We start from the raw sequence: 21375 nt of genomic DNA on the forward strand, positions 1-21375 counted from the left end.
ATCTGACATATCTAAATTAGCTATTTTGCGAAAGTACATACAAGAACGCCGCAAATTGTGCACGGGAAACAGAAAGGTCTGTACCGAACTCCGTTGCTGAAATACCGTTTGTAATACCTGCTTGACTTAGCGCTGCAATCTCTTCTTCAAATTGACCGCCATCGTTAAAGCCTGATTCACCGTCACTTTGAAGCGCGAATGCGCGAGCTAGCACGGCTGCTGTTTCGCCTCGAGTAATAGCTTGCTCTGGGTGGAAGCGACCGCGATCATCACCTAGGAAGATGCCTGCCGAGTAGGTTGCGGAGATCGCCGGTAGGTGCTGATGATAGGTATCGACATCCGTAAATCCATGCTCGCCTTCAGGTAAATCAAGGTAGTTTGATAAAAGAATCGCGACCTCCGCGCGAGAAATAGATGCCTCTGGACGGAAAGTGCCGTCTGGGTAGCCATTAATAACGCCTTGATCAGCTAATGTTGTAATCGCATGATAGGCAAAGCTCTCTGACGTTAAGTCAGAGAAGGTTGGCGATGGAACGCCTGGCTCTGAAGCGTCACTTGTCATAAACGTAAACTCGCGTTCCCCTTGATGAGTGATGCCAGGGAATAGATCAACAAAGGATGCGCCAGCAGCCTCAGTTGAGAACGTTAGTGGTGTGCCTTCTACACCAGTTAATGTCCAATTGTTTGTAGGCTCAGCCGCAACTTGACCGAATTCATCTAGGTAAGCCATGATTGCGTCACGGTTTAGCACATTTGTGCGGACGATGATATCGTCATTTAGATCAAGCTCGACGTGACCACCGCTACCGCCTGCACGATAGTTATTTAGTGCAATCGCAAAGTCTTGATCGGAGGCTACTGCTTCGCCCGCGTAGCGAAGATTTTCAATTCTTTCGCCTTCTGGCTTCGTCAGATTAATCTCGTACGTAACTCCATCAATGACATCAAAATCAAAGCCTGGGAAGTTAGACGATACAAGTGGCTGAGCAACACCGTTTGGCTCAATTTGATTAAAGTTACGAGCGCTCACTTCTAACCAGTTTTTAAGTTGATCCCCGTTAATTTTTGCGACTTGAATAGTGTTTGGGAATCGATAGACAGCACTCATATCAGCACGTGTTAACGTTTCGTTTGCTGCAATGTTAACAGAGGTACTAAAAGGTGCAGCTGCTGAGAGGACAGGTAGGTTTTCGTATTCCGTTCCCTCGAGCTCACGTTTTGCGTACCAAGTTTGTGCATCATTAATAATTTGCGTTAAAGGAGAATCCGTTACGCGTGCAAAGAATCCTGTGATTGGTGTCTCAAACTGACCCACCTCTTCTTGATAAAACGAAATAACTTCTTCATGAGTCTCTTGAGCTACTTCAATCACTTCTTGAGACGGCTCTAAGCCTTGCGTAGAGTGAATGGCTACGTCTGAATTAGCCACGCCCCATTCCCCATTTTCAAACGTAAGGTCGAAATCAATGGTACCTGCCTTTGTGCCATAGCGGTTAGGCATGACTGCTGGTACGCCAAAGATATGTCCACTCTCGTTGTCAATTCCTTCTGTGTTATCGAAGCGGCTACCCCCTGGGAAGTCCGCGTGCTGGTGTCCTAACACTAATGCGTCAATTCCTTCGACCTGTGCAAGGACATAGGCAGCATTGTCGCCACCAGTAGTAAATTCCGCGTCAATTCCTGTGTGGGCATTTGCGACGATAATATCCGCCCCAGCTTCCTTCATCTCCGGAATGAGTAGCTCAGCTTCCTCAACCATATCCGTGATGTACTGCACACCATCTAAGTAAAATCCGTCAAACTGCATGGAGCCTGGAGGTGTTAGACCCATGACGCCTACAGTAAGCTCCTCCTCAGCACCTATGTCATAGCTGAATAGCTCGTAAGGCGTGTAAGCGCGCTCGTCTGTAGCTTCGTCGTAAACATTTGCTGCCAATATAGGGAATTCAGCAACTTCAATTGTATTGGCTAGAAAATCGAGTCCAAAGTTGAATTCATGGTTACCCACTACGGATACATCCACGCCGAGTACTTCCATCGCGCGGACGACCGCTGGCTTTTGGCCAGGCTCAATTGGGTTTGTGACAGCTTCATATTCTGCTAGATCACTACCTTGAATGAAGTCGCCGTTATCCACAAATAACGTTTGCTCTCTTGTTTCTTGAAGCTGTTTAACTAACGTATGTAAGGTTGCAATACCATGCTCTGTGTATTCATTTGTTCGATAGTCATAGGGCATGATGTAGCCGTGCAAATCGGCAGATGTGATAAGAGAAAACGAGTGTGTCTCTTCTTCCTCGGCGTGCACCTGTTGCGTGAGAAGGAAAAGTGTTGCAGCTGATAAACCAATCCATTTTTTATTCATTTCGACCTCCGTAATATTTTAAGATAACTCTAGTGTAAACTAGTAGCCCAACTAAAAAAAGGGATGAAAGCGATTTTAGGTGGAAAGATGCAGAAGGTTTTGAATAAAGGAGGAGGTTGCATGTTGGAAAATGATACCAATAGAGAAGTGTGTCGCAAATTAATAGAAGGAAGGTGGAATTTTAGATAAAAAAAGCATCGGAGATCTTCACAACGTTCATGAAGATCTCCGATGCTTTTTATGTGTCTTATAGGTTCTGGAAGAAGGTGCGAATAACATCGGCGCCTCCAATAAAGGTACCTAATGTACTACCGATATTCGTTAAGATTACTACTAATAAAATACGAGTGACCTTGTTTTGCCAAAAGCCTTTGAATGACTGTACATCGTCTGACAAAGCTTCTAAATCGCCAACGCTAGGCTTTTTTAACGCTGCTTGCACGATTCCGGAGAACCAACCAGCGGCCATAAGGGGATTTAAGCTACTAATTGGTGCGACTATAAAAGCAGTTATGATAGCAAGCGGGTGTCCAAAAGCAATGGCTGCTCCAAGAGCCGCAAAGGACCCGTTCCACAATAGCCAGCTTATCGTCTGATCCCAGCCTGCAGCAGGGTTGTTCATAAATGTATAGGCAATGATCGAAATAATAAGTAGTGGAATCGCCCAACCAATTACTTTAGGTACAATTGACTTTGGTGGACGAGAATCAAGCTCTTGCATATTCTGCTCATTGTGAATTTCTTTTAAGATCCCAGGTATATGAGCTGCACCTAACACGGCAACGATTTTGTTGCCCGGCGCATCCTTGATTTTTTGAGCTAAATACTGATCACGCTCATCAATTAGCGGAGTTTTAAGCTTTGGGAATGCCTTTGAGAACTCATTCATCGCAGCGTTTAGTGTGTCCTGCTGCTTCATACGCTCAAGCTCCTCTTCTGAAATGCTCTCCTGAACAAGGACACTTCCAAAGACTTGCGTCATGAGCTTCGCCTTCCCCATAAAGCCGACATTGCCCCAAATTCGCGCAAACGTCGTTTGTATATTCCGATCAGCGAGCACAAGCTCTGCATCGTGCTCCTTCGCTGACTCAATGCCTTGGATCATCTCCTGACCAGGCTTAATGCCAAACTGCTTTGCCATCCGATTTTGGAAGGATGAAATCGCCAAGTTCATAAAGAGTAGCGTCGCCTTTTTTTCGCGAATGACTTTAAAAATATTCATGTTGCGCCATTTATCATTCTCCATCACCGATTGATAGCGTTGCTCATCAAGCTCAACTGCGACGGTGTCTGGCTTCTCGCGCTCAATAACTTCCTTTACTTGCTCAGCGCTTTGCTTCGATACGTGGGCAGTACCAATTAAAATGTACTCCTTCTCACCTATCGTTATACGGGTCACATTTTCTTCTGTCATGTATAGAAACCTCATTTCATCCATTCATGTATACACATGTTTCTATATTGAATGATGTAGAGAGGAAATTCAAGAGAATGTTAAGAAGCTTTGCACGAAAAGGTGGAAAATTGTGACCATTTAGTCATACCTTTTAAAACACCGACGTGATAGAATAAGAGAAAGGGATTTCACAAAGAGGTGATGGCAATGAAACTGTGGTTACAAAGAGTAGTAGTTGTACTAGTAACGATTCTTACATTAGGCTTTTACGTACCTTCCTTTGCAGATGAAGATGCATCTGCCATGGAGGGGGAGTCCTCGGGTGGGGGCAATGATCAACAAACCGATCAATACGATACAAGCAATGAGTTTGCTCATTTAGATAGTGAGGAAACCCTGTGGTCCATAGATGAGTACGTCGACGAAATGACAACTCTTGCTCGCGAGCAAACATTCGCGAAGCTCGGTCCTAAAATTGTTGATCGCGTGGAAGACGAAATCCTAACGGAAATTTTGCCACAGATTGAAGATGTTATCACAACTCTTTATGAACAAGCGGACGATGATTTAATTCCGAATTACACCATTACGGAAGCAACAAGCTCTGGCTACGGAGAGAAGATCTTTCATATTTATGATCAACACGCCGAAAAAGACGTCATTCGTTTTCACGTGAGACGAGACATGAAGCCGAAGCAAGGCTACTGGTTTAATTTTCACTATCATCTAAGCGACGATGGCTTTGAAGAACATCACCCAATAGGTGAAGTCTACTGGGATAAAAATACGCCACCGAAGTGGATGGCAAATTAACATCATAATGGCTGCTCCAAGAGACTCCTCTTGCATAGCAGCCTTTTTTGTTCGATCATCTTACATTTATTACATAGTTAAACCCAAGGCCCTTCGATTCTCCTGCGCTCCCAGCTGGCGCTTTCCTTAGAGGCTAGGCGGGCTTTTCAATCGGCCAAACCAAAGACCGGTCGAAAGGATTGTAGCTGCGCGATAGTGCCCCTCTAGGAGATGTCAGCTCTTGCTCCGAAGAATCGAAGGAACGGTTCTTTACTTGTACAAAAACTTTTTCCATTACATTATTAGGCGATAGATCTTTGCCTAGCTTTAAGAGCACCTCTTGCTTACGGTACATTTCTCTTGTGTATGGTACATAAATTTTTTATACGGTACATTAATCTCAAATACGGTACATAAATTTCGTATACGGTACATTCTTTCTCCACACGGTACATAAAAGCTTTAATTACCTAAAAGGCACTTAACTTAATCCAAAAAACTATAAAAAAGAGCCTCTCTATCAAGGAAAGACTCTAATCTTTTTCACTTTTTAAATCAAACTGAGAGCTGGCAGACCCGAAGGACATGCGGAGACAGTCCATAGGGGAAAGAGGTTTCCCGGATCTCACAGGAGGCGCTTAGGGTAAGGCGGCAGCCGCGCCCTGCCGACGAGGAAGCTCAAAGACCGGCCCTATGGATGTCGGAGAGTGTCTGGCGGGCTGACAGCTCGGAGAGCTGATTTAAACTAGTTAGAACTTGATCAATTTAATTAAAAACAGAAAGGAAGAAACCAACAAATGAGAAAAGTAATCGTTACTCCTTATAACAAACAATGGACAGAAGAATTCAGCAAAGAAGCAAAAGCATTACACCAAGCACTAGGACAAAATGTCACTCATATTCACCACATCGGAAGTACGTCCGTTGACGGACTATCAGCAAAGCCTATCATTGATTTTCTAATAGAAGTAAAGGATGTAGAGGAAGTGGATCGCTATAACACAGCAATGAGCGAGTTGAACTATATCGCTAGAGGAGAGAACGGCATCCCGAATAGACGCTTTTTTATGAAGGGCGAAATGGATCGCACGCACCATGTTCACGTATTTGAAGAAGGCAGCGAGCACGTAGAGAGACACCTCGCCTTTCGCGATTATCTAAGAGAATTTCATGAAGTGAAACGCGCGTATGGCACCCTCAAAGAACAGCTTGCTGCACTCTATCCAGATGATATCGAAGCATATATTAATGGGAAAGCATCCTTTGTGATCGCAACGGAAAAGCAAGCGCTTGAGTGGTACAGGCGTTAAATTCGTCAAAAAATCGACAAGCGTTAAGGATGATAGCAGGACTTTTATGACGTATAATGATAGTACTATGTAAATTCGGAGGGATGATCTTTTATGGCGAAGCAGCTCAAGCAACTTGCACGCGAGGATTCGCGAAATCGCTATACGCTGCTGTTCGTCTCGATGCTAATTGGACTTACGATTATTGCCCAAGCGTATTTTATTGTGGCAATCGTGGATACGATTTTTCTAGAACAAGGAGCAGTACAAGATGTGGCCATGCTATTCATTGGTTTACTTGTCGCGCTTCTTTTACGTGCATTGCTTCAGTTTGTGAATAATATCACAGGTGAAAAAATGGCTAGAAAAGCAAAGCGATCGTTACGGGAACAGCTCGTACAAAAGTACACAAAGAACCCATTACAGGCATCCTTAAAAGGACAGTCAGGGTCTAAAGTTAGCGTATTGCTCGACTCAGTCGATGAGGTCGATCCATACTTTAGTCAATACTATCCCATTATGATGCAGTCCTCCTTAGTGCCACTCTTTTTACTCGGAGCAATCCTCTATATGGACTGGCTATCAGGACTCATCCTTATCTTTACAGCGCCGTTTATCCCTGTCGTCATGGCGATTATCGGTCGAAATACACAAGCAAAATCAGATGAGCAAATGGAGAAGCTTAACGCCTTTTCAGGCAAGTTTTTAGACGTACTTCAAGGGTTGCCGACGTTAAAACTATTCGGACAAGGTAAAAAGCAACAGCAGGATATTGAATACAGCAGTTTACAATATAGAGACACAACGATGAGTGTGCTTAAAATCGCCTTCTTGTCTTCACTCATGCTCGAATTTATCAGCATGCTGAGCATCGCTCTTGTGGCCCTCGAAGTAGGATTAAGACTCGTTATTTACGATTCCATCACGTTTTTTGCAGCCTTTTTTGTGCTCATACTCGTACCAGAATTCTTCGCATCCTTAAAGGATATGAGCAGTGGCTTCCACGCAGGTAGAGGAGGAATGGCCGCATATAAGCGAATAGAAGCAGAGCTCGATCAAGAGGAGCAGCCTGTTACATTCGGTCAGGCACAGCGCGCGTCAGGAGCACCTGCTATTAGCCTTCAAAACCTAACGTTTGCCTATGACGAACGATTTACACTAGGACCAATCACAGCAGACATCAACGCTCGTGAACGAATCGCGATAGTCGGTCAAACCGGGTCCGGCAAGTCAACGCTACTCGCAGCTATCACTGGCATGGTCCCACTTACAGACGGTGCGGTGCATGTCAACGGCACGCCACTCACGGACCTCGCCGAGCACGAGTGGTTCAGCGGATTAAGCTACATCTCGCAACGACCGTATCTCTTCTCAGGCACCTTACGAGAGAATATCTCTATGGGCTTGGGTAAAAGTGAGCAAGAACTCCTGCAAGCCGTTAAAAAAGCTGGTTTAGAGGATGTAGTAACTGAGCTTTCTGAGGGGCTAGACACCAAGATAGGAGAAGGGGCAAGAGCGTTGTCAGGTGGGGAAAAACAGCGAGTTGCACTCGCCAGAGCCTTTCTTAAGAAGCCTGATTTCATTCTATTTGACGAGCCTACAGTTGGATTAGATGTCAAAACCGAGCGTATTTTACAGCGTTCTATTCAGGAGCTCTCCGAAGGCGCAACAGTGATAACCGTTGCTCACCGTCTACACACGATTAAAGAAGCAGACCGCATTGTTTATTTAGAGAGCGGTCAAGTGACAGGCATCGGCCGACATGAGGAACTCTTACACGACTCACCAACTTATCAGGCAATGTTCCGTGCACATGGAGGTGACGCATCATGATCTCTTTATCCAAAATGGTATTAAAGGAACGGCGGGATGTCTTTTTATCGATTCTGCTCGGCTTTTTAGCAGGGGCTGGTGCAGTTAGTTTATTTGCAAACAGTGGCTATTTAATTTCAGTAGCGGCCATTTCGCCTCCATTCTTTATCATCACGATCAGTATTGCACTCCTCCAGCTATTTAGTGCTACACGAGCATTGAGTCGTTATGGTGAAAGACTTGTATCGCACCGAGCAACGTTTACGATGTTAAGCAATATTCGCGTCCATTTCTTTAGCCGTATTGAACCGTTAGCATCAAGTTTGTCGCAACGCTTTCGAAGCGGGGACTTACTAGCACGTATTGTTGGAGACGTAGAAAGCTTACAAAATTACTTCCTTCGCGTTTGGTATCCACCAGTCGTGATGGTGACAATCTTTTTAGGAACGACATTCTTCTTGTCGTTTTTCTCGTGGCAGATTGCTGTCATTGTTGTGATTGGAGTAGCGATTACAGGTGGAGTGATTCCGGCTATCTTTTCGATCAGACAACGACGAGTCGCATCTACAATTCGCAAAGAGCGAGGTCATTTATCAACAGAAGCAACGGAGCTTTTATATGGCTATCGTGACTTGAAGTTACATCAAAGGCTAGAACAAAAAGAAAAAGAGCTATTGGAACAATCCGATGTGTACGTATCAGAACAGGGTGTCCAAGGAGCAAGACGCGTCTTTAACGTGTCCTTTAATCAAAGTGTGACGCTATTAGTCTCTTGGGTCGTGCTATTGATCGGCTCCTTATTAGTCTCAGGTGATCAGCTTGACGGCGTGTTTTTAGCTATGATGGTGATGGTCTCCCTAACCGTATTTGAGAACGCTGCACCTATGGCTGCCTATCCGTCGTACAAGGAGGACTCGAAACGTGCAACAGAGCGTTTAGAGGAGGTAACCGAGCTTGAGGGAATGCCGGAAGGAACAGAGAAGCCGACAGCCTTTTCGGTTACACTTGATCACGTTTCGTTTGCCTATGAGAACCGCGCAACACTTAAGGACATCTCTATGCATATCAAAGAGGGAGAGAACGTCGCGATTGTTGGTGCCTCGGGGTCCGGTAAATCGACGTTACTTCAGCTCATCCTTCGAATGATTGCGCAAGCTAGTGGGCATGTAAAGCTAGGTAACAATGACTTGGTTACGCTAAAAGAGGAGGCGGTGTGGGAGCGCACAAACGCGATTCTTCAAGACCAACACTTCTTCTTCGGCACGGTTCGAGATAACTTGTTACTAGCTAAATCAGATGTAACAGATGACGGATTAACATCTGTTTTAGCGCAGATGCAGCTCCCGTTCAGTCTCGACGATACGATACTCGAGCGTGGCGAGAATCTTTCTGGCGGTGAACGCCAGCGCTTAGCCATAGCCCGTGCGCTATTAAGAAAAAACGAGGCACGCCTCTGGCTATTAGATGAACCTACATCTGCTATAGACGCCGTTACAGAAGCGACTGTGCTAAATCACATCCGTGAAGCCTCTGAGGGAGATACGGTCCTATTTGTTAGCCACCGCATCCGCGGGTTAGAAACGTGGGACCGCATCGCAGTGATGGATCATGGAAGACTAGTAGAATACGGAACGTACGAGGAGCTTATGCAAAAACAAGGGTACTTCTATGAATTAAAATCTATCGAAGATTCCTTATTTGGAGTGTAAGTTTTTATGAAGGGGCCAGACACTGGTTAAGGTGTCTGGTTTTCTTTATGACCAGGGGTGCGTCCATCCACTTTACGAGTGGGGAAGTCCATAACTTGGAAATGCGGCACATAATTCACGGATGGGGAACATAACTCACGGATGAGGTACATAAACCCAAAGTATGCCCCTCTTCCTCCTTAAAAACCCATACATCACCCCAAGTTTCCAAAGACAAATGCGTTATTTGAACCTCAACTAGCGCGATAAGAGCAATTTTAACTAACATACAGTGGCAATTTGCGCATAAAGCTACTCCATGCGCGTCATTCATTAGTACTTTCCACATAAATAAAAACTAAAATCAGATGACATACTACTAAGAATAGTGCTAAAGATTGTCATTTCCCTACAAATCACGTCAGATTAATGTCCTTTTTGTCTAGACTTCGTTATGATAGAGAGTGAGGAGGAATGTTCATGAGAGTAGACGAATATAGAAAGCTTGATGCCACTGGACTCAGTGAGCTAATCAAAAAGCGCCTCACTTCAAAAGAAGAAGTTTTAGAAGCTCACTTCAGTATGATTGATATACATAACACCAAGTTAAACGCGATCACGAGAGAGCGGAGAGAACTTGCTAAAAAGGAAGCTCAATTAGTCGAAGACAATGCACCATTCGCAGGGGTGCCTATTCTTTTTAAAGATATTTCCCAGGCAATAAAGGGCGAGGTACTGTCGTCCGGATCAGCATTATTACAATCGAAGGCGGAGGCAAACTCGGCTTTTGTACAATCTGTCTTAGATCAAGGGTTTATTGCTACTGGGCAAACGAATACACCTGAGTTTGGACTTAAGAATATAACAGAGCCGAAGGCGTTCGGACCAACTAAGAACCCTATAAATCCTGCCTATTCTCCAGGGGGCTCTAGTGGTGGAGCGGCAGCTGCTGTTGCTTCTGGCATTGTGCCAATTGCTGGAGCAAGTGACGGTGGAGGCTCGATACGTATTCCAGCGTCGTTTACGGGGGTTTTTGGATTGAAGCCAACACGAGGCAGAATGCCAGTAGGTCCAGCTGTAGGACGTCAATGGCAAGGAGCAGCGATAGACTTTGTATTAACACGTTCTGTGCGTGATAGCGCAGCCATGCTTGATCATCTGCAAACGTATCAGCCATCTGCTGCTTTTCACACGCCAAAGTATGAGGGTGTTTACACCGATCTCGCTGAAAAGAAGCTACCAACGCTGCGTATTGGCTTTACGACAAAGTCGCCTGTTGATACCGTTGTTTCTCAAGACGCAAAAGATGCGACCTTTAAGCTTATTAAATGGCTTGAAGCGGAGGGACATGAGGTCACAGAAGCTACGCCGCCAATTGATGGAATAGATCTTATGCGACATTATTATGCCATGAATAGTGGAGAGATGAATGCGGTTGTGATGTCCCTTGAACAAGCGTTTGGTCGCACGTTAGGCAAGGAGGATTTGGAGATGGAGTCGTGGCTATTACACACAGCTGGCAAGGAGTTATCTGCAGCAAGCTACTCCAATAGCCTAGCTGCTTGGGATAGAGCTTCCTATGACATGACGCGCTACCATCACACGTATGATCTACTCATTACGCCAGCGACTGCTAACCATGCTCCAAAAATTGGCGAGCTCACACCATCGCAAGCCGACTATGAAGAGTGGGCGCAGAGACTTATGCATGCAGAGGATAAGCAAGCGATTATTTACGACATGTTCTTGCCGAGTCTCACCTATACACCCTTTACTCAGCTAGCCAATTTAACTGGACAACCAGCAGCTTCCTATCCTATTTACGAAACAACGGAAGGGCTGCCAATAGGTGTACAAGCAATAGCTTCTAAAGGAAGAGAAGATCTCCTTCTCCAATTAGCGTATAAACTTGAAGAAAGTGGTTTATTTGGGGATTCAGTAGGGTAAAAGAGTAAGATTGTTTTTTCTAAATAAAAATAAGTGATCCAAACACGCAACTAATTCGTTATTATAGGTAGGAGCAGTCCTACAGGTGGGAGGTAAGTATGGAGAAGCCAGAAGATCTGCAGCTGTACGAGCAGCTCCGCTCAGGTGATAAAGCATCACTTGAGGCGTTATATGATAAGTACGAAAAGCTGCTTTATTCGTTTGCGTATAAAATGGTCCGAGATCCTGGAGCGGCAGAAGAGGTTGTTCAGGAAGTAATGATTAAGCTTTGGAGAGGTATAGGAGATTATGCCGCTGACAAAGGGAAGTTTTCCTCGTGGCTACTGACGATTACACGAAATACAGCCATTGACTATTTGCGAAAGCAAAAAAGAGTAAAGTCAGAAGAAGTGCATCAGGAGTTTGACACGGCAGATACGCAGCAGTCAGTAGAGGAATTAGTGGAATGGAAGGAGCAAGGAGACCGGCTCCGACAAGCGATGAAGCACCTAAAGCACGAACAGCAGGTTATTATAGAGATGTTTTATTTTAAAGGTTATTCGCAGAGAATGATTGCAGATGAGGTAGACATCCCGCTTGGCACGGTCAAGGGGCGGATACGATTAGCGCTTAAAAACCTCCGCAATCAATTGTATCAGGAAAGGGGGGATTTGCAGTGACAGAACAGCATGATCAGCTTATTGACTATTTTAACGGACAGCTCTCAGACGAAGAGAAGCTAGCATTTGAAAAGCATTTAGAAACGTGTGAAGATTGCCGAGCAGAACTTGCTGAATGGCAGGAGCTTGCAGGTGACTTAGCTTTTATTTCAGAACCAGTCGAACCAGACGCGGGTATGAAGAAGCGCGTACTTTCGAATGTTTTTGATGAAGCACCAGTTGAACAGCCAACTAAAGCAGAGGCCGCACCAATTACTTCTAACACAGTTGAGCCTAAAGCAAAGGAAACACGCAAAGCATCAAACAATCAGCCTGTTTCTATAGAAGAACGTAAAGCCAATGCACCGATTAAGCGTGGTCCATGGGTTGCTGGAGTATTAGCTGCAGGTCTTCTACTATCATTAGTAGGAAATGGTGTGCTGTATAATCAAGCACAGGAACTTAATCAATCGAATAGTCAGCTAGCGTTTGAACGAGACGTGTTAGAGTCTGACTTACAAGCAGCGCTCGAGCCAGGTGAAGAAGTAGGTGGGGTATCCGATGTCCTTTTGGCATCTAACTTAGCATCTACGGAAGAAACCTTTGAAGGAGCAGGTACAGCAACGATTATCACCGAAAATGGTAACGTTGATTTAGTTATTACAGTAACTGGTATGCCAGAGCTCACAGGTACGGAAGCCTTCCAAGCATGGATCATCGATGAAGACGTCCCTGTATCCGCAGGTAGCTTCAATATAGATGAAAATGGAAATGGCGCGATTACCTATCGTTTAAGTGATTTAGATGATATGGAAATCAGTCAATTTGCAATTAGTTTAGAGCCAGCGCCAAACAGTGAGCAACCTCAAGGTGCCATTGTTCTTGCATCACAGTAAAAATCATGTAAATAGTATGGAAAGTCCAAGTATGTCAGCGAGTCTGATGTGCTTGGGCTTTTTTTGTTTTGAGGATGGGGTTAAGTTCAAGGTCAAACTCAAGATCAAAAATTGTCACCTTCGGTGCCCCTTCGTGGCGTTTGCAACTTCCTGTGGTTGCTAGCTCAACTATTTCGTTCGGCCAAACCAATGGCCGAACGAAAGGATTTTCGCTGCGCGGAAGGGTTACCACTGGTAGTACGCAAACGCCACTGCGGGGCACCTACGGTTACGGTTGATTAATAGGGTAAAGCCTTTCTCTTATTTAGAGGGAAAATGTCTATTTGAATCAAAACAAAATTTCTAAACATTTTAGACCTATTCATAACGACCTAAACCCAAATGAACCAAAAGCCAGCTATCTTTACCTGATTGGTTGTTGCGGTAGTAAGTATGATGCCTCTTTTAAAAATAATTTTTTCTACCCTAGTTGACATTTCCAAACTTCATACATATACTTATATACATAACTATATAACCTTATAACTATAGAACGCCAAAACGATGAGGTGGTGAAGAGCGTGAGCCAAAATTTTCACGATAAAAAGCCGATTTATAAGCAGATTAAAGAGCAGATTGAGGATCAAATTTTGGATGGCCGAATCAAGGAGCAGGAGAGAGCACCGTCGACGAATGAGCTAGTTAAGTTTTATAAAGTAAACCATTTGACGATTGCCAAGGGTGTTAACGAGCTTGTGGATGAGGAAATTTTATACAAGAAGAGGGGTGTTGGAATGTTTGTGACTGACGGAGCTCGCAAAAAGCTGATGCAAGGACGACGTCAAGCGTTTGCGGATAGCTATGTGGCCGATTTACTTGCGGAAGCGGAGAAACTCTCCATAACGAAGGAGGAGTTAATCGATATTATTTCAACCTATCAGAAAGGGAGGGATCGTTCATGAAAGCAATGGAAGTACAACACGTATCCGTCGACTTTAAAAAAGAGAAAGCATTAAACGATATTACGATAACACTAAATGGACCAGGCGTGTATGGAATGTTAGGTCGAAACGGCGCAGGTAAAACAACGCTACTTTCCGTCATGGCAAACTACCTATTCCCAACAGATGGCGCCGTTTATATTGACGGAGAGCCTTTATTCGAGCAAAAGAAACAAACGAGCCAAGTGTATTTTTGCTACCCCAAAGACATTTCGGCAGAGACAGAAAAAGCGAGTAAACTACTAAAACGTATGGATCGAATGATTCCATCTTTTGATATGGAAGTAGCGAAGAAGCTTGCAAAACGGTTTAATTTAAACTTAAACAAACGAGCTAGTAGCTATTCCACAGGTATGGCCTCTATGTTTCAAGTGGTAAAAGGAATCGCAACAAGAGCGCCAATTACGATCTTTGATGAGGCGTATGCAGGTATGGATGCACCAGCTAGAGAGATCTTTTATGAGGCAATTCAGGAGGAACAAGAGCATCATCCGAGACTCTTTATTATCTCCACTCACTATATTTCGGAGGTAGAGTATTTATTTGATCACGCGATCATTCTTCATAACGGAAGCGTGCTTAAAGAGGGCAGCTACGAGGAACTACTTTCGTCCGGATTTTCTGTCACTGGAGAGGCGAGTCAGGTTGATGCATTTACTAAAGGCCTTGAGGTGTTGAAGGAAAAGACGTTGGGTGGCACGAAGCAGGTAGTCATTTTTAAAGAGGATGCAGATGGACTGAAGCAAGAAGCAGAGGAGCTTGGCTTTGAAATCGGCAGCTTGACGCTACAGGATTTATTTACGAGTTTAACAAAGGAGGAGCAGCAGGATGATTGATAAACGAGCGACGAAGGTAGTAGTTGCAGATACACATATCTGGACCTTATGGTTTATAGGAGGATTCACGCTTGTGGTCATTGGAATGGAGGTTATTCCTGCGTTTGTCTCGAGAATTGAAATCCCAGACACATCGGCTTTAGAAGCGATATACCAATCCTCTAAAGTGTTTATGTTAGTAGTTGGGATTATGGCCATTTACACATTTCTTAACTTGTTTATTGAATTCGGTAAAACTCGTCAGGACTACATCCATGCTTTAACAATAAGCGGATTATTATTGGCGGTGACCCTTTCTGTTGGTGCGCTTTTAGTCAGCGCCCTCTTGACACCAATCTTTGATCAACCAACACAGGCGGTTATTAATGAGACGGCTGTTCATTATTTGAGCATCGACGCGGCACTTATCATGGTAAGTACGTACGTGTTTTACTTTGCGCTTGGCATGTTTATCACCTCGATCTTTTACCGATTTGGCTGGATTATCGGAATACTAGGTGTAGGTGTTGCTATTTTTATCACAATTATTGAGAGTTATCTATTCGGAACAGAATCTATATTCAGTGGATTACACTCGCTTGGAGACGGAGTTAACCTCTATCTCGCTGCATTACTCACCCTTGTAGCCTCAGGGCTTATCTTTATGCTACTGAAAAAATTACTTGCGCGCGTGCAAATCTCGGTGAGCTAACGTTTTGAATATTTTTCATCCAAAAAGTGATCCAATTGATCCTTTGTCTCGTTATCTTTAGTGTAAGGCATTCGATCCTCAGGCTTAAGGGAGAGGATGGGCACCTGTTAAGGATAGCGAGGCGTATGATTACTCAGAGGCACCGCTTCAGCAGACAATTGGCTATCTGTATCACAGTCAATGGAGGTTGATTTATTAGGTACAGGGGAGTTTTGAAGAAGGTAATAGACGAGGCTTTCTCTAAAATACTGGAAGAAAACTTGCTTGATGCTTAACAGCGCTAATCACGATCCCTTGGCATAGAGCAACATCATTTTTGTAGAGAGTATACGCTTCGCTGCGGTGTTATTAGACCCTTCAACCTATCCGAGCCAGGTTGAAGGGTCTTTTTTTTATATATGTTTAGCTGTGCGGAGCTGTTCTTCGCTCCAATTCCAGAACTCGCTTGGGTCGACGGGAGGCTTAAATGGTCGCTCCTGTTTTTTATAGTAATAGCCACCGGAAAGTCCAATCGCGTCGTCATCTGTTGCCAAGTATAAGACTGTCTCGGCAGCGGCAGTAGGCGTTTGGAAAAACGGACGCAGTACGCGGTGAATGGTTTTGCCGAAACCGGTTTGACGGTTCACGCCAAGCTGTGTCGCCACTGCTCCGGGGTGAACAGCATTGACAGAGACATGGGATCGCTTCGCAAGCTCTACTGTAAATAGTAAATTGGCAAGCTTAGACTGCCCATATGCCTTAAATAATCGATAGCGTCGCTTTGTGAAATGGGGGTCTTCGTAATCAATAGATCCCCATTTTGACGCATCGGAGCTGATCACAACAATGCGACCATCCTCTGATTTTTCGATTAAAGACAAAAGTTTGGTCGTGAGGTAGAAATGACCAAGGTGATTCACGCCAAGTTGCATCTCGAAGCCGTTTTTTGTCTCGGTGCGCTTTGTTGGCAAAATAGCGGCATTGTTGACGAGAATATCGATGTGATCAAATGAATCCATCACAAGCTCACAAAAACGATCAATGCTAGATAAAGAAGAGAGATCGCAGGGAATAAACGTAGCTTGGTCAGAGCCAGTGAGAAGTTGCGCCCTCTCTACTGCCTCATGCCCATTCTTTTCGCTACGACAAGCAAAAATCACATGGATGCCTTGCTTAAGTAGCCCGACAGATGTTGCAAATCCGAGCCCACTATTGGCTCCCGTTACGATAGCTATTTTCATTCCGTTGCTCCTACTGGCACGTAGCCACTTCGTTCGACGAGTGTCTGTCCTTCTGGCGATAGAATCCATTCAATGAGAGCATCTACTTCTGGCGTTTCTTCGCCAGCGAGCGTCACCGCGTAAAATTCACTTGCAATTGGATAACTGTCATCACGAATTGTGTCAACGTTTGGATCTATGCCATTTACTTGTAAATGCTTAATATCATAGTCATCTACCATTTCAGTAGAAAAGTAGCGGAAGGAAAACCCAATGGACGACTGCGAGTTACGATAATCAGCTGTCTCTTGAATGATCCCGCCCATCCCTGCAGGACGGTCCTCTGTTGGTGCATCCATAATAGGAATGTCACCCATAAGGTTTTGCAAAGCAGTTTGGCTACCACTTTCTTCCGGTCGTTGGAAGGCGCGGATTTGGTTGTTTGCTCCGCCAACCTCGGACCAGTTAGTGATAGTACCAGCGTAGATTTGCTGGATCTGGTCTATTGTTAGAGACTCGACAGGGTTTTGCTCGTGAGTAAAAAAGACAAATGCTTCTTTCCCAATCGGTGTGAAGCGCATCTCGACACCAGCCTGTTCAGCCATAGTTTCTTGCGTGGCAGAAGGACCTGCGACAAAGATAATGTCCGCATTTTTAGCGATCAATCGCTCGTAAGCTGCATCTGTTTGTGTGGAAACAACGGGACTGTTTCCTGGAGAGTTGACGTCGTAGTCATCCTCTGGATAAGTTGCTTGGACAAATGCGGAATAAATAGGGTACAAAGCTGTTGCTCCATCTAAGCGAGGAAGATTCTCCGTGAGTGACAAAGTCGCAGGCCCATCTAGCTCTGCTACCATATCTGACGAGAATGGTTCATACTCTTTTAAATCAACTCCACGCCCATCGGCGATGGTAATGCTTTCTTGATAAGAATCAAATGCTACGTAAGAAATAAGGGCAAGTGCGATTGAACCAAAGAATCCAACAGATACAATTCGGAGCTTTTTAGAAGATAAGAGATCCAAAACAGCAATAGTGTAAAGAATAAGCGTTCCCAAGCAAAAAATAATGATTAGTGGGATACCAAACGTGCCGTGTCCATTTGTGGCTACAAGCATTGCACCGCCTGTCCCAAAGATAAAAAAGAAAATAGCAATGATCGGAATAAGAATAATTGATAAAGCTTTCATCATAACAGGTATACCTCGTTTCACTAGCATAATTAACTAGTTTAGATTACCATATTATTAACATGGTAAAAGCATTTTTTCCATTTTACATAATTCGTTGTGTAAAATGGCATTATTTTTAAAGATGATGCAAAGGGGAATGGTACGATGCATGGACCTACATTTATCATTTTATTAAGTGTCATGGCGGTATTAATTATTGGTGTGTCACTCTTACTTAGACGTGCAAGGTTAAATAATTAACTGGGAGGTAAGCCTATGAATCTCTCTTATGAGCTAGATACGATTGATGGGGGCAAAACGAGTTTACAGGAAGTATTAAACCAACCAACAGCGCTTGTTTTTGTACGCCACCTTGGCTGACCGATTTGCCGAGAACACCTCGCGCAGTTGCGTGAGAATTATCATGATTTTAAAGACGCAGGCATAGAAATAAAGGTGATTGTACCATCCAAAGGATCGTACATCGCACAGTTTGAAGAGGCTTTTGGCGCCTATCCGTTTGCGATTTATAGCGACCCTTCTAGAAAGCTGTATAAGGAAGCTGGTCACAAAACGATGCCGAAAGCAAAGCTTCTGGCGATGGCAACGTTAGGAGCCGTTACTGGCAAGGTGAAAAATTTCTTGCCGAAAGAAAAGGCACAAAAGGATTTTGCGATGAAATCGATGAAGACCCAGGATGTCTACATTCAAGGCGGAACGTGGTTGATTGATGAATCGCAGCAGGTTGTATGGAACTGGATTGATAAGGATCCAACGAATCATGTAACGATCCCGAAGCTAAAGCTAAAGGCAAAGGAGCATTTAGGGATCGTAGTTGAGTAAACGATCGCATGAGCGCTTCGAATTCCGAAACGTTTATCGATGGAAGAAAAGGGTAAAGAGTAAGTATTATACTCTTGGAGGAGATAACATGGATAGACAGCTTGTTGCCGTGTTAGAAACGTTAGAACAAAAGGAAGCAGTGATGAGAGAGCTTGAGATAAAAGGTGTCGACAAGGATGACGTATACATTCTCTCACGTGAGGATGAAGGAGCATCTGCGTACGATGAGCACTTTGAACATGGAAATTTTGTCGTGCTTGTTGAAGTGGAACGAGAGATCGGTAGAATCCCAGTCGAGGATGTAGACACGATCGATCAGCACCGTACACCAAAAGGGCATCACCATATGCCGCATCATCAGATGAAGCAAGGATTATAGAAAATATCCGAGAGAGGGATGGCTAGAGAACGTGTAGCCGTCTCTTTTTTTGTTGGTCGGATAAAGATTACTGGTCAGGATCACACTCTTAAATTAGTTGACCGCAATTTTACATTCATACTCAGCCAAAAAAAGTCACTTTACCTAAAGGGGTAATCGACGAAATTTTCTGCCTAACATGCTATGATAGAAATAGACTGGAAAAAGCAATATATACAGCTTTCTTTTTAAGAATGAGGAGGAAGAAAACATGGAGAGTCGTTCAGATTATTGGGGTCAAACAGATGAAAAGATAAATACGTTAGTTTCCAACGTAGAGAAGGTTGTTGTTGGTAAACGACGTGAAATAGAATTAAGTTTAATTGCGATTTTAAGCGGGGGACACGTGCTGTTAGAGGACGTGCCAGGCGTAGGTAAGACGATGATGGTGCGGGCGATTGCGAAATCATTAGGTGCAGAGTTTAAGCGAATCCAATTTACACCGGATTTACTTCCATCAGATGTGACCGGCGTATCTGTGTACAATCAAAAATCGATGGAGTTCCAGTTTAGACCTGGACCGGTGATGGCTAATATTGTTCTTGCTGATGAAATCAACCGAACATCACCAAAAACACAGGCAGCACTTCTTGAGGCACTTGAAGAGGGGAGCGTCACAACGGATGGCGAGACACGTGAGCTCGACCAACCGTTCTTTGTAATGGCTACGCAAAACCCAATCGAATACGGAGGCACCTACCCACTGCCAGAAGCGCAGCTAGATCGCTTTTTATTTAAATTCCGCATTGGCTATCCGACGAAGCAAGAGGAGCTAGACGTCTTAACGCGAGTAGAGAAGCAACATCCGATCGATACACTTACGGAGGTCCTCACTTTAGAAGAGCTCTTGCACATGAAGGATCAAGTAAAGACCGTCGTCGTAGGTGAGAACGTGAAGCAATATATTGTGAACGTGATTAATGCAACGAGACAGCACCATTCTATCGCACTCGGAGCAAGTCCGCGTGCATCAATTGCGTTAATGAAGGCAGGACAAGCGTATGCGTATATTCAAGGTAGAGAGTATGTCATTCCAGATGATATCAAATTCCTAGCACCATTTACGTTGCAGCACCGCATCATGCTTAATTCTGATGCTAAATTGTCAAACACAACGAACGAGCGTGTGATTAGTGACATCTTAACGCAGGTGCATATTCCAGTAGGAAATGAACGAGCGCAATGAATAGGCGCCACCTGCTAATAGCCTGGAATCGAACAAAAAGGGTATTAAAGGTACTGCTTATTTTTGTTTTAGTCGGTGCACTTTTTGCGTACGCGATGTTCCAAGGTAACTTTGTTGCTTGGTTTTTATTCTATAGTATTACAACGATCATTTTGCTTATGGCTATTTATGCGTTTATTCCTTTAGGAAGCTTTCGAGCATCTCGAGACAGTGGTGGAGGGGCTTTACCTGCAGGGTCAGCGCTTGAGACGAAGCTGACTGTCACACGTAACCTTCGTTTTCCTTTCCTCTATATTCATGTAATGGATGATATGGATGCGGGACTGTCCAAGCAGCTGTCTGCTAACAGCGCCCGAATGATTTTCTATCCATCGATGCAGCGCACGCTCGCATTTACGTATCGAATCCCTGCGCTGGAGCGAGGCAAATATGAGCATTTTGGTGTGCATTTAAGTACGAGCGATATGTTTGGCATTATCGAGAAACGTACGTTTATACCACTTACAAATGAGCTACTAGTCTATCCAAATTACTATGACTTAGATAGATGGGACGCCTACGAGAAGCATGATTCGGAGACGACGCTATCGTTGCAGGACTTTATTGAGGACATGACATCTATATCTGGTGCTAGAGAATATGTGCCAGGGGATAAATTGACGAGCCTTGATTGGAAGGCGTCTGCACGTGCGAGTAAGCTCATGACAAAGGAGTTTGAAGAATATATTGGACAAAACTTCCTCGTTGCTTGGAATAACTATGTCCCGAATTATGATTATGAGACACTTGTAGCCTATGAAAAGGGCATTGAGCTTGTAACATCCATTATCATGCATGCTCAAAAGCACCATATGCATGCAGGGCTATGGAGCTTTAGTAAGGTGCATAAAGAATTCCCTATTAGTGAAGTGTCGCAGCAACAAAAGCAAATTATTACGTACTTAGCGGAGCTACGGCCAGAGGACGGAAGTGCCTCCTATGAGCTAAAGGATAAAGAGGACGCTATTCCAAGTGGAGTTACGTTTATTTATGTCACGACAGTGCTTGATGATGCGACCTTCGATCGATTAAAGATTCTTTTATCGAGACGTGTGAAGGTTCTTGTTGCGTTGATTGATAAAGGGAAAGACATTGATACATGGGAATACAAACGATTAAAGGAACTGCGCGGATTAGGCGCTGATGCGATATATGTGTCCAATGGTGCAATAAATACGATGGAGTGAT

At 44.2% G+C, this 21375-nt stretch carries 18 protein-coding genes; 14 read left to right on the top strand and 4 right to left on the bottom strand.

Annotated features, from left to right (window positions below):
- Positions 1–16 precede the first annotated feature (16 nt).
- Together FLK61_RS05050 and FLK61_RS05055 are read right to left on the bottom strand one after the other, a co-directional pair.
- Positions 17–2365, bottom strand: a complete 2349-nt coding sequence (locus FLK61_RS05050) for an S-layer homology domain-containing protein (protein WP_176008422.1) — start codon at positions 2363–2365, stop codon at positions 17–19.
- A gap of 247 nt (positions 2366–2612) precedes the next feature.
- On the bottom strand, positions 2613–3779 hold the full coding sequence (locus FLK61_RS05055) for a TraB/GumN family protein (RefSeq protein ID WP_176008423.1): 1167 nt from the start codon (positions 3777–3779) through the stop codon (positions 2613–2615).
- Positions 3780–3968: 189 nt separating this feature from the next.
- Between FLK61_RS05055 and FLK61_RS05060 the strand changes: the two genes are divergently transcribed.
- The 10 genes from FLK61_RS05060 (at position 3969) to FLK61_RS05105 (ending at position 15330) form a co-directional block, all read left to right on the top strand.
- The gene (locus FLK61_RS05060) at positions 3969–4574 is read left to right on the top strand and encodes a YpjP family protein (protein ID WP_176008424.1); all 606 of its coding nucleotides are present in this window, start codon (positions 3969–3971) and stop codon (positions 4572–4574) included.
- A 776-nt stretch (positions 4575–5350) separates the two neighbouring features.
- The gene (locus FLK61_RS05065) at positions 5351–5863 is read left to right on the top strand and encodes a GrpB family protein (RefSeq protein ID WP_176008425.1); all 513 of its coding nucleotides are present in this window, start codon (positions 5351–5353) and stop codon (positions 5861–5863) included.
- A gap of 93 nt (positions 5864–5956) precedes the next feature.
- Positions 5957–7675 carry a thiol reductant ABC exporter subunit CydD gene (gene cydD / locus FLK61_RS05070; protein ID WP_176008426.1) on the top strand — a complete coding sequence of 573 codons (1719 nt, stop codon included), beginning with the start codon at positions 5957–5959 and terminating at the stop codon, positions 7673–7675.
- Positions 7672–9363, top strand: coding sequence for a thiol reductant ABC exporter subunit CydC (cydC, locus tag FLK61_RS05075; RefSeq protein WP_176008427.1), 1692 nt, complete (start codon positions 7672–7674; stop codon positions 9361–9363). Before cydD ends, cydC begins: the two co-directional genes overlap by 4 nt.
- A gap of 459 nt (positions 9364–9822) precedes the next feature.
- Positions 9823–11289 (top strand): amidase family protein, encoded by a 1467-nt coding sequence (locus FLK61_RS05080; RefSeq protein WP_176008428.1) that lies wholly within the window; start codon positions 9823–9825, stop codon positions 11287–11289.
- 98 nt (positions 11290–11387) lie between these two features.
- Positions 11388–11948 carry an RNA polymerase sigma factor gene (locus FLK61_RS05085; protein ID WP_176008429.1) on the top strand — a complete coding sequence of 187 codons (561 nt, stop codon included), beginning with the start codon at positions 11388–11390 and terminating at the stop codon, positions 11946–11948.
- Positions 11945–12823: an anti-sigma factor domain-containing protein gene (locus FLK61_RS05090; RefSeq protein ID WP_176008430.1), complete on the top strand. Its 879-nt coding sequence runs from the start codon at positions 11945–11947 to the stop codon at positions 12821–12823. The genes FLK61_RS05085 and FLK61_RS05090 overlap by 4 nt, the downstream gene beginning before the upstream one ends.
- A gap of 560 nt (positions 12824–13383) precedes the next feature.
- The gene (locus FLK61_RS05095; protein WP_176008431.1) at positions 13384–13764 is read left to right on the top strand and encodes a GntR family transcriptional regulator; all 381 of its coding nucleotides are present in this window, start codon (positions 13384–13386) and stop codon (positions 13762–13764) included.
- The gene (locus tag FLK61_RS05100; RefSeq protein ID WP_176008432.1) at positions 13761–14639 is read left to right on the top strand and encodes an ATP-binding cassette domain-containing protein; all 879 of its coding nucleotides are present in this window, start codon (positions 13761–13763) and stop codon (positions 14637–14639) included. The genes FLK61_RS05095 and FLK61_RS05100 overlap by 4 nt, the downstream gene beginning before the upstream one ends.
- A complete protein-coding gene (locus tag FLK61_RS05105; RefSeq protein WP_176008433.1) occupies positions 14632–15330 on the top strand; it encodes a hypothetical protein in 699 nt (232 codons plus the stop codon). Before FLK61_RS05100 ends, FLK61_RS05105 begins: the two co-directional genes overlap by 8 nt.
- 392 nt (positions 15331–15722) lie before the next feature.
- On the opposite strand, the gene FLK61_RS05110 is transcribed toward FLK61_RS05105, so the two are convergent.
- Positions 15723–16550, bottom strand: coding sequence for an SDR family oxidoreductase (locus FLK61_RS05110; RefSeq protein ID WP_176008434.1), 828 nt, complete (start codon positions 16548–16550; stop codon positions 15723–15725).
- A complete protein-coding gene (locus FLK61_RS05115; protein ID WP_176008435.1) occupies positions 16547–17722 on the bottom strand; it encodes a PstS family phosphate ABC transporter substrate-binding protein in 1176 nt (391 codons plus the stop codon). The genes FLK61_RS05110 and FLK61_RS05115 overlap by 4 nt, the downstream gene beginning before the upstream one ends.
- A gap of 363 nt (positions 17723–18085) precedes the next feature.
- Between FLK61_RS05115 and FLK61_RS05120 the strand changes: the two genes are divergently transcribed.
- From FLK61_RS05120 to FLK61_RS05135, 4 genes are all read left to right on the top strand, one after another.
- Entirely contained in the window at positions 18086–18544 is a 459-nt protein-coding gene (locus tag FLK61_RS05120; RefSeq protein ID WP_176011142.1) for an AhpC/TSA family protein, read from the top strand.
- Positions 18545–18632: 88 nt separating this feature from the next.
- Entirely contained in the window at positions 18633–18923 is a 291-nt protein-coding gene (locus FLK61_RS05125) for a hypothetical protein (protein ID WP_176008436.1), read from the top strand.
- Between the two features lie 250 nt (positions 18924–19173).
- Positions 19174–20148: an AAA family ATPase gene (locus FLK61_RS05130; protein ID WP_176008437.1), complete on the top strand. Its 975-nt coding sequence runs from the start codon at positions 19174–19176 to the stop codon at positions 20146–20148.
- A complete protein-coding gene (locus FLK61_RS05135; protein WP_176008438.1) occupies positions 20145–21374 on the top strand; it encodes a DUF58 domain-containing protein in 1230 nt (409 codons plus the stop codon). The genes FLK61_RS05130 and FLK61_RS05135 overlap by 4 nt, the downstream gene beginning before the upstream one ends.
- Position 21375: the final 1 nt, after the last annotated feature.

Origin of the sequence: Paenalkalicoccus suaedae (genome assembly GCF_006965545.2) — a bacterium.
Taxonomy (GTDB): Bacteria; Bacillota; Bacilli; order Bacillales; family Salisediminibacteriaceae; genus Paenalkalicoccus; species Paenalkalicoccus suaedae.